At 54.5% G+C, this 14550-nt stretch carries 13 protein-coding genes; 8 read left to right on the forward strand and 5 right to left on the reverse strand.

Annotation, left to right across the window (positions count from 1 at the left end; translation table 11 throughout):
• The first annotated feature begins 16 nt into the window (after positions 1-16).
• The 7 genes from FN082_RS14085 (at position 17) to FN082_RS14115 (ending at position 6513) form a co-directional block, all read left to right on the forward strand.
• Positions 17-379, forward strand: a complete 363-nt coding sequence (locus FN082_RS14085) for a PRD domain-containing protein (RefSeq protein ID WP_139538980.1) — start codon at positions 17-19, stop codon at positions 377-379.
• Positions 380-462: 83 nt separating this feature from the next.
• Positions 463-1626 carry a YhfX family PLP-dependent enzyme gene (locus FN082_RS14090; RefSeq protein WP_142981809.1) on the forward strand — a complete coding sequence of 388 codons (1164 nt, stop codon included), beginning with the start codon at positions 463-465 and terminating at the stop codon, positions 1624-1626.
• Entirely contained in the window at positions 1626-2852 is a 1227-nt protein-coding gene (locus tag FN082_RS14095; RefSeq protein WP_139538978.1) for a phosphopentomutase, read from the forward strand. The genes FN082_RS14090 and FN082_RS14095 overlap by 1 nt, the downstream gene beginning before the upstream one ends.
• Positions 2849-3727 (forward strand): phosphotriesterase-related protein, encoded by an 879-nt coding sequence (locus FN082_RS14100; protein WP_139538977.1) that lies wholly within the window; start codon positions 2849-2851, stop codon positions 3725-3727. Before FN082_RS14095 ends, FN082_RS14100 begins: the two co-directional genes overlap by 4 nt.
• 10 nt (positions 3728-3737) lie before the next feature.
• Positions 3738-4091, forward strand: a complete 354-nt coding sequence (locus FN082_RS14105) for a DUF2620 domain-containing protein (RefSeq protein WP_139538976.1) — start codon at positions 3738-3740, stop codon at positions 4089-4091.
• A 12-nt stretch (positions 4092-4103) separates the two neighbouring features.
• The gene (locus FN082_RS14110; protein WP_142465378.1) at positions 4104-5408 is read left to right on the forward strand and encodes a YhfT family protein; all 1305 of its coding nucleotides are present in this window, start codon (positions 4104-4106) and stop codon (positions 5406-5408) included.
• A 16-nt stretch (positions 5409-5424) separates the two neighbouring features.
• Positions 5425-6513, forward strand: coding sequence for an aminotransferase class I/II-fold pyridoxal phosphate-dependent enzyme (locus FN082_RS14115; RefSeq protein WP_142465377.1), 1089 nt, complete (start codon positions 5425-5427; stop codon positions 6511-6513).
• Positions 6514-6553: 40 nt separating this feature from the next.
• Here FN082_RS14115 and cysG read toward each other — a convergent pair whose 3' ends face one another.
• From cysG to nirB, 4 genes are all read right to left on the reverse strand, one after another.
• The gene (gene cysG / locus FN082_RS14120) at positions 6554-7927 is read right to left on the reverse strand and encodes a siroheme synthase CysG (RefSeq protein ID WP_139538973.1); all 1374 of its coding nucleotides are present in this window, start codon (positions 7925-7927) and stop codon (positions 6554-6556) included.
• An 11-nt stretch (positions 7928-7938) separates the two neighbouring features.
• Entirely contained in the window at positions 7939-8748 is an 810-nt protein-coding gene (gene nirC, locus FN082_RS14125) for a nitrite transporter NirC (RefSeq protein WP_139538972.1), read from the reverse strand.
• A 67-nt stretch (positions 8749-8815) separates the two neighbouring features.
• Positions 8816-9142, reverse strand: a complete 327-nt coding sequence (nirD, locus tag FN082_RS14130) for a nitrite reductase small subunit NirD (RefSeq protein ID WP_142981810.1) — start codon at positions 9140-9142, stop codon at positions 8816-8818.
• Positions 9139-11682: an NADPH-nitrite reductase large subunit gene (gene nirB / locus FN082_RS14135; protein WP_139538970.1), complete on the reverse strand. Its 2544-nt coding sequence runs from the start codon at positions 11680-11682 to the stop codon at positions 9139-9141. Before nirB ends, nirD begins: the two co-directional genes overlap by 4 nt.
• 240 nt (positions 11683-11922) lie before the next feature.
• Between nirB and FN082_RS14145 the strand changes: the two genes are divergently transcribed.
• Positions 11923-13245 carry a cytosine deaminase gene (locus FN082_RS14145; protein WP_139538968.1) on the forward strand — a complete coding sequence of 441 codons (1323 nt, stop codon included), beginning with the start codon at positions 11923-11925 and terminating at the stop codon, positions 13243-13245.
• On the opposite strand, the gene tsgA is transcribed toward FN082_RS14145, so the two are convergent.
• Entirely contained in the window at positions 13242-14426 is a 1185-nt protein-coding gene (gene tsgA, locus FN082_RS14150) for an MFS transporter TsgA (RefSeq protein ID WP_139538967.1), read from the reverse strand. The genes FN082_RS14145 and tsgA overlap by 4 nt on opposite strands.
• Positions 14427-14550 lie beyond the last annotated feature (124 nt).

The raw sequence follows: 14550 nt of genomic DNA on the forward strand, positions 1-14550 counted from the left end.
TATTGAGGCGAGTACTATGGAAAACAGGCTCAACCTGCTGTGTGAAGCAGGGATTATCGATCAGGATATTTGTCGTGGAATGATGCAGGTTGTCCGGCAACTGGACGAGCAGTGGCATCTCCCTGTGTTTAGCGAGCAGGGCGAAATTGCCGTGACCCATATGGCCAATGCGTTAATGCGCAGCCGTCGCGGCGAAGTTATTGAACCACTGGATGAAGAGTTCATGGCTGAGATTGTCGGTTCAGCATGTTGGGAAGATATCCATCAATTGCACCATGCGCTGATGCAGGAGTTTGATGTTGCTCTGCACGCGAACGAAAAAGGCTATTTGCTAGCCAACTGGTATGGGCTATGGGGTGCGGCACAACAGGCCGTGTAAAGGATAGTGGGAATTAGCGTTATGCGACTTAAATATTCAAAAAAATGAATATTTAAGAAAGGAACAAGAGCAGAGGCAGGTAAATGTTTATTAAAGCATTACAACGGCAGAACCCGGCGCTGATTGCGTCGACGCTCCGCTTCTGGCAGCAAGGGCGTATTGCCCCGGATAGCTGGGTTATTGATGTCGATCAGGTGCTGGAAAACGGTAAGCAATTGTTAAAAACCGCGCAGCAATATGGGATCAGTCTGTACCTGATGACGAAACAGTTTGGGCGTAATCCCTGGCTGGCGGAAAAACTCCTGGCGTTGGGATATCAGGGCATTGTCGTTGTGGATTACAAGGAGAGCCGGGTGATGCGTCGTGCCGGTTTACCTGTTTCTCATCAGGGACATCTGGTGCAAATCCCTTCTGCGCAGGTTGCGGGAGCGGTGGAGCAGGGCACAGAGGTCATCACGTTATTTTCGCTGGAGAAGGCGCGCGAAGTTTCGGCGGCGGCGGTAGCGGCGGGCCGGACGCAGGCGGTCATGCTCAAGGTTTATGGTGAAAACGATTTTCTCTATCCCGGCCAGGAAAGCGGCTTTTCGCTGGCGGACCTGGATAGCGTAGTTGCAGACATACGTCAGCTGCCGGGTATTACGCTTGCTGGTTTAACCCATTTTCCTTGCCTGCTATGGGATGAGAAACAGGAAAAAATTCTGCCCACGCCGAATTTACGTTCACTGCTCGCCGCCAGAGACAAACTGGAAAGCCTGGGCGTGTCGGTCCGGCAGCTCAATGCCCCTTCGGCGACCAGCTGCAGCTCCCTGCCGATGCTGGCGGAATTTGGCGTCACCCACGCGGAACCGGGACATGCGCTGACTGGAACCATCCCCGCGAATCAGCAGGGAGATCAGCCGGAACGTATTGCCATGTTATGGCTGAGCGAAGTTTCCCATCACTTTGCCGGGCAAAGCTATTGCTACGGCGGCGGCTATTACCGACGCGGTCATGCAAAACACGCGCTGGTATTTGCACCTGGTTCGTCAATCGCCCAGCAAGCGCAGCTTAATAAGGTCGATGACAGCAGTATTGACTACTACCTCCCCCTTGAAGGCGAGTTTCCGATAGGCAGCGCGGCAATCTTCTGTTTCCGCACGCAGATTTTCGTTACCCGTAGCGATGTGGTGCTGATTGCCGGTATTCAAAGCGGTAAACCTGAAATCGTTGCCCGTTACGACAGTCTTGGCAACGTTCTGGAGGACTAATGGCGAGATTTGTGGTGTTGGTGATAGACAGCTTTGGCGTTGGCGCCATGGACGATGTCCCTCAGGTGAGGCCGCAAGATAGCGGCGCGAATACCTGCGGGCATATTTTGCAACGCTTTCCCGCGTTGCGCCTGCCAACGCTGGAAAAGCTCGGGCTGATCAACGCGCTTGGTTTCGCGCCTGGCGTTATGCAGCCCTCTGATGATGCCGTGTGGGGAACCGCGGAGCTTGGGCATGAAGGCGGCGATACTTTTATGGGGCATCAGGAAATTTTAGGGACTCTGCCTCGTACCCCGCTGCGGATGCCGTTTAATGCCGTTATCGACAAGGTTGAAGCCGCTCTGCTTGCTGCCGGACATCAGACCGAACGCCATGGCAAAGGTCCGTTTTGGTTACTGGTAGATGGTGCGGTGGCGGTGGGCGATAACCTGGAAGCCGATCTGGGGCAGGTTTACAACATTACCGGCAACCTGAGTGAAAAAAGCTTTGCCCAGGTGAAAGCGATCGGCAGGACGGTGCGTGAACAGGTTTCGGTGGGGAGAGTTATCGCCTTTGGCGGCCAGCTGTCCAGTACGCAGAACATATTCGACGCGGTGGAAGAGAAAGAGGGCGGTTATATCGGCATCAACGCACCGCGCTCAGGAGCCTATAAGCAGGGATTCCAGGTTGTACATATGGGCTATGGCGTTGATGAGAAAGTTCAGGTTCCTGCCCAGCTTTTTGACATCGGCGTGACGACGGTACTGGTGGGTAAAGTCGCCGATATCGTGAGTAACCCGCACGGCGTGAGCTGGGAAAACCTGGTCGATAGCCAGCAGATTATGGAGATCACCCGGGCGGAATTTAACCGCCGACAAACAGCCTTTATTTGCACCAATATTCAGGAAACCGATCTGGCCGGTCACGCCGAAGATGCCGAGCGCTATGTCGACAGGTTGCAGCTGGTTGATGAACAGCTGGCTCTGCTGATGGCCGATATGCGCCCGGACGATTGCCTGGTGATGATGGCCGACCACGGTAATGACCCAACGATAGGCCACAGTAAACATACGCGGGAGAAGGTGCCGCTGCTGGTGTGGTCTCCCGGACAGTCACCTGCACAGCTCGGTACCCGCCGCACGTTATCTGATGTCGGTGCGACCGTATGCGACTTTTTTGGTGCGCATGCACCGGAAAATGGGCGCTCTTTCCTTTCGCTTTTAACGCTCGCAAGGAATACACAATGATGATTGATAGCTCCGGTTATACCTACGCACACGAGCACTTACATATCGATTTGTCTGGTTTTAAAGGTGATATCGATTGTCGTTTGGATCAGTACGAGCTGATTCGTCACGAGATGCGCGATTTAATGCACCTCGGTGTGCGCAATATTGTTGAGATGACCAACCGTTATATGGGGCGCAACCCTGCATTTATGCTGGACTTGATGCGCGATACCGGCATCAACGTTATCGCCTGTACTGGCTACTATCAGCACGCTTTTTTCCCGGAACACGTGGCGACGCGCTCAGCGCAAGAGCTGGCGCAGGAGATGATCGATGAGATCGAAATCGGCATTGATGGTACGCCGTTAAAAGCCGGGATTATCGCGGAAATTGGCTCCAGCGAAGGGGTGATTACCGATCTGGAAGCGAAAGTTTTTACCGCCGCGGCGCTTGCGCATAACGCGACCGGACGGCCTATTTCAACCCACACGTCGTTCAGCACCATGGGCCTGGAGCAGTTGGCGTTGCTCAAGCAGCAGGGTGTCGATCTTTCCCGCGTGGTGATTGGCCACTGCGATCTGAAAGATAACCTCGACAATATTCTGCGCATGATCGATCTCGGCGCTTACGTTCAGTTCGACACAATTGGCAAAAACAATTATTACCCGGACGCAAAACGCATCGCTATGCTGCTCGCCCTGCGCGAGAAGGGGATGCTCAATCGCGTGATGTTATCAATGGATATCACCCGCCGCTCGCACCTGAAGGCCAACGGCGGCAATGGTTATGACTATCTGTTAACCCATTTTGTCCCCCAGCTTTACCAGGCCGGTTTCAGCCAGGCCGATGTGGATGTGATGTTACGTACTAACCCTACTCAATTTTTCCTGTAAGGACATAGAGATGAAAAAGATTGGTGTTGCTGGCTTACAGCGCGAGCTGATTAAAAAAACGATTGAGAACACAGCGCCAGGTTGTTTTGAGGTGTTCATCTATAACGACATGGAAGCGGCCATGAAGGTGAAAAACGGCCAGTTGGATTACTACATTGGCGCGTGTAATACCGGTGCGGGAGCGGCGCTTTCGATTGCGATCGCCATAATCGGCTTCAATAAAAGTTGCACCATTGCCAAGCCGGGGATTAAAGCGAAAGAGGATCATATTGCGAAAATGGTGGCGGAAGGGAAAGTGGCATTCGGCCTTTCTGTTGAGCATGTTGAGCATGCGATTCCATTATTGATCAATCATTTAAAATAAAAAGGCACTGTTATGGCGCTTTATATTCAACTCATTGTGGTTGCTTGTCTGACAGGGATGACGTCGCTCCTGGCGCACCGGTCAGCCGCCGTTTTTCATGATGGCATTCGTCCAATTCTGCCGCAGTTGATTGAAGGCAACATGAACCGCAGGGAAGCGGGGAGCATTGCGTTTGGTTTGAGCATTGGCTTTGTGGCCTCTGTCGGGATTTCGTTCACCTTGAAAACCGGGCTGCTGAACGCCTGGCTGCTGTTTCTGCCTACGGATATCCTCGGCGTACTGGCGGCAAATAGCCTTCTGGCTTTTGGTTTAGGCGCGGTCTGGGGGATCCTGATCCTCACCTGCTTGCTGCCGGTGAATCACCTGCTGACGGCCCTGCCGGTTGATGTATTAGGTTCGCTGGGAGAACTGAGTTCACCAGTGGTTTCTGCTTTTGCATTGTTCCCGCTGGTGGCGATTTTCTATCAGTTTGGCTGGAAAAGCAGCCTGCTGGCGGCCGCTGTTGTCTTGATTACACGCGTTCTGGTGGTCCGCTATTTCCCGCATCTTAACCCGGAGTCAATTGAGATTTTCGTTGGTATGGTCATGCTGCTGGGAATTGCCATTACTCAGGATATTCGCAATCGCGGCACTGAAGACCATGACGCCAGCGGTATGTCGGTATTCGAAGAACGTACGTCAAGAATCATCAAAAACTTGCCGTACATTGCGATCGTCGGCGCGCTGATCGCCGCCGTAGCCAGCATGAAGATTTTTGCCGGCAGCGAGGTATCTATCTTTACGCTGGAAAAAGCCTACTCGGCTGGCGTGACGCCAGAGCAGTCTCAGACGCTGATTAACCAGGCAGCGCTGGCGGAATTTATGCGTGGTCTGGGCTTTGTGCCGATGATTGCCACCACCGCTCTGGCAACGGGGGTTTATGCGGTAGCCGGTTTTACCTTCGTCTATGCGGTAGGCTATCTGGCGCCGAATCCGTGGATTGCTGCGCTGCTGGGAGCGATTGTGATTTCAGCTGAAGTTCTGCTGCTGCGTTCCATTGGTAAATGGCTGGGTCGTTTCCCCTCCGTGCGCAATGCGTCAGATAACATCCGTAATGCGATGAATATGCTGATGGAGATGGCGCTGCTGGTCGGTTCTATTTTTGCCGCTATCAAAATGGCGGGCTATACCGGCTTCACCATCACCGCTGCGCTCTATTTCCTCAATGAATCGCTGGGTCGTCCGGTGCAGAAGATGGCCGCGCCGGTTGTGGCGGTGATGATTACCGGTATTGTGCTCAATATTCTGTTCTGGCTCGGATTATTTATTCCGGCATAACGCGGGGAGTGAGTGAATGAAGACCTTTCCGCTGGAAAGCCTTTCGCTGGTCGAAGCCCAGCATAAGCAGTTCGCGTTGGTGGATGCTATCTGTCGCCATTTTCCGGGCGCGGATTTCCTCGGCGGCGGTGACTTTGGTTTGGTGTCGGGGCTTAACCAGCCCCGCGTCACGCAGCGCGTCGAGGCCGTGCTGGCCGAGGCGTTCCATGCTGAGGCCGCCGCACTGGTGCAGGGGGCCGGAACCGGGGCGATACGTGCTGCTCTGGCCGCGTTAGTGAAGCCTGGCGGAACGCTATTAATTCATGACGCGCCGGTTTATCCGACGACGGCGGTGATTATTGAGCAGATGGGACTGAAGACGATCCGCGTGGATTATAACGATCTGGCTGCGCTTTCACAGGCTATCGCTCAGTCCCAGCCTGATGCAGCGCTGGTGCAGCATACACGTCAGCGCCCGGAAGATAGCTATCAGCTGGCGGAGGTGCTATCCCGGCTTAACGCACAGCAGGTGCCGACGCTAACGGATGATAATTATGCGGTCATGAAAGTGAACGCTATCGGCTGTGAGTGTGGTGCGACGCTGGCGACCTTCTCCTGCTTTAAGCTGTTTGGTCCGGAAGGCGTCGGCGCGGTGGTGGGTAACGCTGATGCCGTTGCCCGTATTCGTGCCAGCATGTATTCCGGCGGCAGCCAGATTCAGGGGGCGCAGGCGCTGGAGGTGCTACGCGGCCTGGTGTTTGCACCGGTAATGCATGCGGTGCAGGCCGGGGTGACGGAACGGCTTCTGTTACAGCTGAATCACGGCGTGGTTCCGCAGGTGAAGCAGGCGATTATTGCTAACGCGCAGTCCCGAGTCCTGCTGGTGGAGTTTCATCAGCCGATTGCGGAACAAGTGTTGGCCAACGCGCAGCGGCTTGGCGCGCTGCCGTATCCGGTCGGTGCGGAATCAAAATATGAGGTCCCGCCGCTTTTTTACCGCCTTTCAGGCACGTTTCGCGAGGCGAACCCCGGCATCGAGCGCTATGCAATTCGTATTAACCCGAATCGCAGCGGAGAAGAAACGGTGTTGAGGATATTGCAGGAAAGCTGTGAGGGCGTGAAGTAACTCGCATCCCGGCGAAATGACTCGCCGGGATGCGAAGTCATTAATGATTGGAGAACCAGTTCAGCTTATCGCGCAGGCCGACCACGCGGCCGACGATAATCAGCGCCGGGCTGGCCATCTGCTGAGCCAGAATATCCAGCTGCTCTAACGTACCGGTGACTACCTTCTGCGTGATTGCCGTACCGTTTTCAACGATGGCTGCGGGCATATCCGCCGCCATACCGTGAGCAATCAATTTTTCCCTGATGGCAGGAGCCTGGTTCAGGCCCATATAAAACACCAGGGTTTGCTTTTCTACTGCCAGATTTTCCCAGTCCAGCTCGCCGCCGGTTTTAAGGTGCCCGGTAACCAGACGTACGCCCTGAGCAAAATCACGATGGGTCAGAGGGATGCCGGAATAGGCGGAGCAACCAGAAGCCGCGGTAATGCCCGGCACCACGGAGAAGGGAATGCCTGCGTGGCACAAGGTTTCCAGCTCTTCGCCGCCGCGACCAAAAATAAACGGGTCGCCGCCTTTCAGCCGCACAACGCGTTTACCGCTCTGGGCTTCGCGTAGCAGAATCTGGTTAATCTCCTCTTGCGGTACGCAGTGGTAGCCAGAGCGTTTGCCGACGAAGACCCGATCGGCATCGCGGCGTACCAGGTTCATAATATCGTCGGAAACCAGGCGGTCATAAACCACGACATCAGCCTGCTGGATTTGCTGCAACCCCTTGAGGGTTAGCAGCCCGGCATCACCGGGGCCAGCGCCCACCAGTACCACTTCGCCACGATGATCCAGCGGTTCGGTCAGCAGCTGTTCCGTGGTGTCCGCGACGGCCTGGCGATCCTCGTTGGCCAGAGATTGCGCCAGCCTGTCGTTAACAAAAAGCTTCTCCCAGAAACGCCGGCGTTCGCCGACGGTGGCAAACTGCTTCTTCACCCGGGAACGTAGCTGACCCGCGTAGTGGGCCAGTTGGCCTAAATGTAACGGCAGAACTGACTCCAGCTTTTCACGCAGCAGGCGCGCCAATACCGGTGAGGTGCCGCCTGAAGAGACGGCAACCATCAATGGAGAACGGTCGATAATCGACGGCATGATAAAGCTGGCCTGCTGAGGTGCGTCGACCACGTTGCAAAATATTCGCCTTGCTTCTGATGACTCACTGACCTGCTGATTCACCTTTTCGTTGTCGGTAGCAGCAATCGCCAGCCAACAGTTATCCAGCAGAGCAGGGTTAAACTCGCCTTTTACCAGGGTGAGCATATTCGAATCGGCCCACACCTGGAACTGGGGCACAAAATCCAGCGCGTTGACCGTTAATCTGGCTCCCGCGTCGAGTAACAGGCGAGCTTTACGCTCAGCAACATCGCCACCGCCGACCAACAGGCAGTCGCGATCGCGTAATTGGCAAAATATAGGCAAATGGTCCACGACATTACCTCTTAATTATTGGCAGCAGCCTCTGATTGTTTAATTTTTTCCGGAGCTGGGCGCTCCGATTTCGGCGTAGCATACCAATAACCCAATCCCATAAATACGACACCGGACAAAGTATTGCCGAGTGTTACCCATAACAGATTGTGACCAATTCCCGCAAGGGTGTAGGCATCGCTGTGATGACCGAACCAGGAGAGGGCAAACAGCGTCATGTTGGCAACGGAGTGCTCATAGCCGGAAGCGATAAACGCCAGCAGGCACCACCAGATAGCGATAAATTTTGCTGAGCCTTCAGTACGGATCGCCATCCAGATTGCCAGACATACCAGCCAGTTACACAGCGCGCCTTTAAAAAAGAGCGCCATCGCAGATTGGCTGGTTTTAGCCAGCGCGACGGTGTGAACGAGGCTGGTATCGACCGGCAGCAGACTGCCGCTACCCCAGCTATACAGCAGCGCCACGAAAATAGAACCGAGCAGGTTGCCCATCCAGGTTTGCGGCAAAATCGCCCACATCTGCCCCTGGCTGATGGTCCCCGCTTTAACACCCAGAGTCAGGAACATAGTATGGCCGGTAAACAGTTCAGAACCGGCGATAATTACCAGGGTTAACGCAATACCAAAGGTGGCCCCCATCACTAGCGGGCGAATCGCAGGATCGAGTAGGTTGCCGAGGGTAAAAATAAGAATAATGCCAAGGCCGACATAAGCGCCTGCCATCATGGAGCTGACCCAGAAGCTGAATGGATTATTGGCCGAGAGGCGCGCAATGCGCGCAGCGTTAGCCGCGCACTTGTTTATTGTGTCCGTAAACATAGGTTTCCTTGAGATATAAAGATAAAAAATTCAAAAAAAGGGAGGCGTTGCGCCTCCCGTTAATCTATTAACCGCGTAGTTGCACGACGCCGTCTTTTACCCGGGCTTCATAGTGCGCCACCGAATGGCTTTCATCTTCCATACACAGGCCATCGCGCAGGCGGAAACGCTGCTTTTTCAGCGGGCTGGCAACCCACAGCTCGCCTTGATGCTCGGAGATCAGGCCGCGGGACAGGACGCTGGACTCAAAGAACGGGTCGATATTGCTGATCGCAAAAACCTGGTCGCCGTGATACGGGCGGAAAATCGCCACTTGTTTATCGCCTAACAGCGCGCAGACGCCGGTTTCCGGCACGATGTCATCGAGTTTGCAGATATTTTTCCACTGGCTCATGCGTTTTCCTCCACCAGAGTTACCGGGATGCGTTCGTACGGCGTAGCCGGGCGATGCTGTTCACGCTCAGGCACTACCTGGACGTTCGGATCGCGCTTGTCGCTGTTGATGAAGTGCTTGAAGCGAACCTGGGCGGCTGGTGTGTTGACGGTTTCCGTCCACTCGCATATCACCGCTTCGCGCAGGCGGGCCATCTCTTCTTCAAGATGTTCGTTCAGACCCAGCTTGTCGTCGATAATAACTGACTTCAGATAGTCGATGCCGCCTTCCAGGTTATCTAACCACGGTGCGGTACGGGTGAGTTTGTCGGCGGTACGGATATAGAACATCATGAAGCGGTCGAGGTATTTCATCAGCGTTTCACGGTCAAGATCCGCTGCCAGCAGATCTGCATGGCGCGGTTTCATGCCGCCGTTACCGCAGACGTACAGGTTCCAGCCTTTTTCCGTGGCGATGATGCCGACGTCCTTACCCTGGGCTTCCGCACATTCACGGGTACAGCCGGAGACGCCAAACTTCATTTTGTGCGGAGTGCGAATGCCTTTGTAGCGGTTTTCCAGCTCCACGCCAAAGCCGACGCTGTCGCCAACGCCGTAGCGGCACCAGGTGCTGCCGACGCAGGTTTTCGCCATACGCAGCGCTTTGGCATACGCGTGGCCTGTTTCGAAGCCTGCATCAATCAATTGACGCCAGATTTCCGGCAGATCGTCTTTTTGCGCGCCGAACAGGCCAATACGCTGAGAACCGGTGATCTTGGTGTACAGATTAAATTCACGGGCGATACGACCGACGGCCACCAGGCCTTCCGGGGTGATTTCACCACCCGCAGAGCGTGGAATAACGGAGTAGGTGCCGTCTTTCTGGATATTAGCCAGGAAGTTGTCGTTGGTATCCTGCAGCGGAGTATGCTGCGGCTTGAGGATATATTCGTTCCAGCAGGAGGCCAGCAGGGAGCCAACAGTTGGTTTACACACTTCGCAGCCGTAGCCTTTGCCGTGTTTCGCCAGCAGTTCTTCAAAGGTTTTGATGCCTTCCACGCGGATGAGGTGGAACAGTTCCTGGCGAGAGTACGCGAAGTGCTCGCACAGGTTGTTGTTCACTTCGATGCCCTGTTTCGCCAGCTCGGCGTTGAGCACCTGGGTTACCAGCGGAATACAGCCGCCGCAGCCGGTACCCGCTTTGGTTTCCGCTTTCAGCGCCGCGACGGTGTGGCAGCCTTTGTTGATGGCAGCGACCAGCATGCCTTTAGTGACGTCGAAGCAGGAACAGATCTGCGCGCTGTCCGGCAGTTTATCCACGCCGATGGACGGCTTACCGCTGCCCGCGTGCGCAGGCAGGATCAGCGAGTCCGGGTTTTCCGGCAGTTCAATCGCGTTGAGAACCAACTGCAGCAGGTTGCCGTAATCGCTGGTGTCGCCCACCAGTACCGCGCCGAGCAGGGTTTTGTTATCAGGGCTAACGATCAGACGTTTGTAGACCTCTTTACTTTCGTCGAGGTAAACATAGCTGCGCGCGCCGGGAGTACGCCCGTGGGCGTCGCCAATCCCGCCAACGTCAACGCCGAGCAGTTTCAGCTTGGCGCTCAGATCCGCGCCTTCAAAGGCGTTTTCGGTGTTGAGGATATGGTCAACAGTCACCTGGGCCATTTTGTATCCCGGAGCGACCAGACCGTATACGCGGTTGTTCCAGCTGGCGCATTCACCGATGGCGTAGATGTCCGGGTCAGAGGTTTGGCAACTGTCGTTGATAACGATGCCGCCGCGTTGAGCGACTTCCAGACCGCACTGGGTGGCGAGCTTATCGCGCGGGCGGATACCGGTGGAGAAGACGATGAAATCGACTTCCAGCTCACTACCGTCAGCAAAACGCATGGTTTTACGCGCTTCGGTGCCTTCCTGGACGATCTCTTTGGTGTTTTTGCTGGTGTGCACGCGCACGCCCATGCTTTCAATTTTGCGACGTAACTGCTCGCCACCCATCTGATCGAGCTGTTCAGCCATCAGCATGGGGGCGAATTCAATCACGTGGGTCTCAACGCCGAGGTTTTTCAGCGCGCCAGCGGCTTCCAGACCTAACAGGCCGCCGCCGACCACCGCGCCGCGTTTGCTGCGGCGAGCGCAGGCTTCAATGGCGTTCAGGTCTTCAATGGTGCGATAGACAAAACAGTCCTGGGTTTCGGAACCTTTAATCGGTGGGATCCACGGATAAGAACCGGTCGCCATAATCAGCTTGTCATAGAATACGGTACGGCCCGCGCTGGAGTGAATAACCTTCTCCTGGCGGTTGATGGTGATGGCGCGCTCGCCAATCAGCACCTTAACGCCATGCTTCTCATAGAAACCTTCGCGTACCAAAGAGAGCTCTTCGGCGGTATGGTGAGAGAAGTAGGAGGAGAGGTGTACGCGGTCGTAGGCGATACGGGGTTCTTCACAGAAGACGGTAATATCGAACAGGTTGGCGTCGGATTTATCAAGAAGGTCCTCAATAAAGCGATGGCCGACCATACCATTACCAATAATAGCGAGTCTGACTTTGCTCATTTTTGCCTCGATTTCTTTTATATTACCGCCTACCTTAACGATTCAGCCGCGACACTTATTGATGCAAATCAATTACACCTTTACCTACTACTTAAGTGGTATATTTATGATTTGTCAGCATTTTTATAAGTGCAGGAAAATGCTGGCTTTTCCTTTTTGCTTTTTTTATGTACAAAATTAGCAACAGAGAGTCACGCCTGGTTGAGCAAATCTTCAGCAATATTTACGGGAGTCATCCATATGACAACAGCGCCGCTTTGGTTAATTGAGAACGTTCGCCTGCCCGATCGCGAAGGGCTGTGGCAGATAGCGATAGATAAGGGGCGTTTCGGGGATATCACCCCAATGGGTGAGGCGCGCAATGAGAGTTATGAAGTACTGAATGCGCGCGGCGGGCTGGCTATTCCGCCTTTTATTGAGCCGCATATACATCTTGATACGACCCAAACCGCCGGTGAGCCAAACTGGAATCAGTCGGGGACCCTGTTTGAGGGGATTGAGCGTTGGGCGGAGCGTAAGGCTCTATTGAGCCATGAAGACGTTAAAGCCCGGGCATGGAAAACGCTGAAGTGGCAAATTGCCAACGGTATCCAGTTTGTACGCACCCACGTTGATGTTTCTGACCCTACGCTAACCGCGCTCAAAGCCATGCTGGAGGTAAAACAGGAGGTCGCGCCATGGGTAGATTTGCAGATCGTTGCCTTCCCACAAGAGGGGATTCTCTCTTATCCCAATGGAGAGGCTCTGCTGGAAGAGGCGCTGCGTTTGGGGGCCGATGTGGTGGGCGCGATTCCTCATTTTGAATTTACGCGTGAATATGGCGTGGAATCTCTGCATATTGCTTTCCGCCTGGCGAAAAAATACCAACGGCCTCTGGATATCCACTGCGATGAAATCGACGATGAACAGTCTAGATTCGTTGAAACCGTGGCGGCCCTGGCGTTAAAAGAGGGGATGGGGCCGCAGGTGACCGCCAGCCATACCACCGCCATGCACTCCTATAACGGTGCTTACACCTCGCGTCTTTTCCGTTTACTCAAGCTGTCTGGCATTAACTTCGTGGCTAATCCGTTGGTTAATATCCACCTCCAGGGGCGCTTTGATGACTATCCGAAGCGCCGCGGCATTACGCGTGTTAAGGAACTGATGGCGGCGGGAATTAACGTCTGTTTTGGTCATGACGATGTGTTTGACCCGTGGTATCCGCTGGGTACCGGCAACATGCTGCAGGTGCTGCATATGGGGCTGCACGTTTGTCAGATGATGGGATATCAGCAAATTAACGATGGGCTGAAATTGGTGACGGAAAACAGCGCGCGGACGTTCGGCCTGAGCGATTACGGTATTGTATCCGGGAACCCGGCAAACCTGGTTATTCTGCCCGCTGAAAACGGGTTTGAGGCTGTGCGCTGCCAGGTGCCGGTACGCTGGTCAATTCGTCAGGGGAGAGTGATCGCCACAACGCAGTTGGCGCAGACCTGGGTACAGACGGATAGCGGCGGAGAGGAACTATTTTTTACCCGAAATAGCCCCTTTGCCGGAACAAAGGGGCCTAAGGCTTAGTGCGATGCCGCTGCCGCGTTATTCTGGCGGTGGCGCGAGACAAAGCCGAGGATCAGACACATCACAAATACCACGGCATAGAGGCCGTTAGCAGTATGCAACGCTGCCAGCGGGCCGCTGGCGGCAACGATAGGGCCGGTAACCACGAAGGTCAGCATGGTACCCACGGTGCCGCAGGTCAGAATGAAGTTAACCAGCTTCGGCGACGACACTTTGGTCTGCTGTGAGCCCAGGGTAATAATTGACGTGTAGATTGCGCTGGAGAAGAAGCCGAGGGTCAGAATAAACCACGGCATATGCTCTGGCGAACCGTTAATAAACAGATACATCAGAACCGTCGCTACGCCTGCCAGCACGGTCAGAATACGTTGAAGGTCGAAGAAGCGCAGGATAAAGCTGAATGACCACATGCCTATCATGTACGACATCCAGAAATCGCTCACCAGTTTACCCCCATCGCCGAGGCTCATGCCCAGACTTTTGGCGTATTCCGGCACCCAGGAGATAAAGCCCAGCTGGCCGAGGATATAGCACAGCGCAGCGATGGAAAGAAACAGCACGCCGATGCCCCATTTCTCTTTCACGACCGGCTGGCTGTCCTGCTGGGCCTTTTTACCCAATACCGGGAATTCACAGCCAAAGGTCAGTACGAAAATAGCGACGTAGACCAGGCCGATGCAGGCGTACACCCAGTACCACTCGATGCTGCGTGCCAGCAGATAAGCAGCCAGCATCGGGAAGATCATTCCCGCCATGCTGAAGAAGGAGTCGGTGAACAGCAGACGCGCGCCGCGCTGACGACCTTCATACATATGAGTGATCAGGAAAGTACCGATCGACATGGTGATCCCGCTGACCAGCCCGAGCACGAACATTGACGCGGAGAACAGCGCCAGGCTGTGGCTAAACATCAAACCGGCGACGGCCAACACCATCAAGATAAAGCCAAAGCGCAGTTGGGTTTTCAGCGGAATAATTTCCATCAGCCAGGCGTTCAGGAAGATAGAGATCAGGATACCGGCGTTAAGGAAAGTAAAGGTGTTGCTCATACTGGAAACGGGCAGATGGAAATAATCTGCGATATTTCCCATCACCATCCCGGTGACAATCACCAACGCGCCGGTCAGGGCGTAGGAGAAGAAGCTGATCCATGTGAGCTTGATACGATTGCTGTTAGTCATGACTGGCCTGTGAATAGAAATGTAAAGCGCGTTGACTCTGCGCCGGGCGGACAGATTTTATTCGTTCACGTGATGTAAGCAAACGTTTATTATGAAATGTAGATCTATTTGCATCTTTTAATGT

It is taken from the genome of Klebsiella spallanzanii (assembly GCF_902158555.1).
GTDB lineage: Bacteria > Pseudomonadota > Gammaproteobacteria > Enterobacterales > Enterobacteriaceae > Klebsiella > Klebsiella spallanzanii.

What these genes read in the sequence shown, in the direction of transcription:
- nirB (WP_139538970.1), bottom strand. Translation starts at nt 11,682, where the DNA reads ATGAGCAAAGTCAGACTCGCTATTATTGGTAATGGTATGGTCGGCCAT.
- FN082_RS14100 (WP_139538977.1), top strand. Translation starts at nt 2,849, where the DNA reads ATGATGATTGATAGCTCCGGTTATACCTACGCACACGAGCACTTACAT.
- FN082_RS14115 (WP_142465377.1), top strand. Translation starts at nt 5,425, where the DNA reads ATGAAGACCTTTCCGCTGGAAAGCCTTTCGCTGGTCGAAGCCCAGCAT.
- FN082_RS14095 (WP_139538978.1), top strand. Translation starts at nt 1,626, where the DNA reads ATGGCGAGATTTGTGGTGTTGGTGATAGACAGCTTTGGCGTTGGCGCC.
- FN082_RS14110 (WP_142465378.1), top strand. Translation starts at nt 4,104, where the DNA reads ATGGCGCTTTATATTCAACTCATTGTGGTTGCTTGTCTGACAGGGATG.
- FN082_RS14085 (WP_139538980.1), top strand. Translation starts at nt 17, where the DNA reads ATGGAAAACAGGCTCAACCTGCTGTGTGAAGCAGGGATTATCGATCAG.
- nirD (WP_142981810.1), bottom strand. Translation starts at nt 9,142, where the DNA reads ATGAGCCAGTGGAAAAATATCTGCAAACTCGATGACATCGTGCCGGAA.
- FN082_RS14105 (WP_139538976.1), top strand. Translation starts at nt 3,738, where the DNA reads ATGAAAAAGATTGGTGTTGCTGGCTTACAGCGCGAGCTGATTAAAAAA.
- nirC (WP_139538972.1), bottom strand. Translation starts at nt 8,748, where the DNA reads ATGTTTACGGACACAATAAACAAGTGCGCGGCTAACGCTGCGCGCATT.
- FN082_RS14145 (WP_139538968.1), top strand. Translation starts at nt 11,923, where the DNA reads ATGACAACAGCGCCGCTTTGGTTAATTGAGAACGTTCGCCTGCCCGAT.
- tsgA (WP_139538967.1), bottom strand. Translation starts at nt 14,426, where the DNA reads ATGACTAACAGCAATCGTATCAAGCTCACATGGATCAGCTTCTTCTCC.
- FN082_RS14090 (WP_142981809.1), top strand. Translation starts at nt 463, where the DNA reads ATGTTTATTAAAGCATTACAACGGCAGAACCCGGCGCTGATTGCGTCG.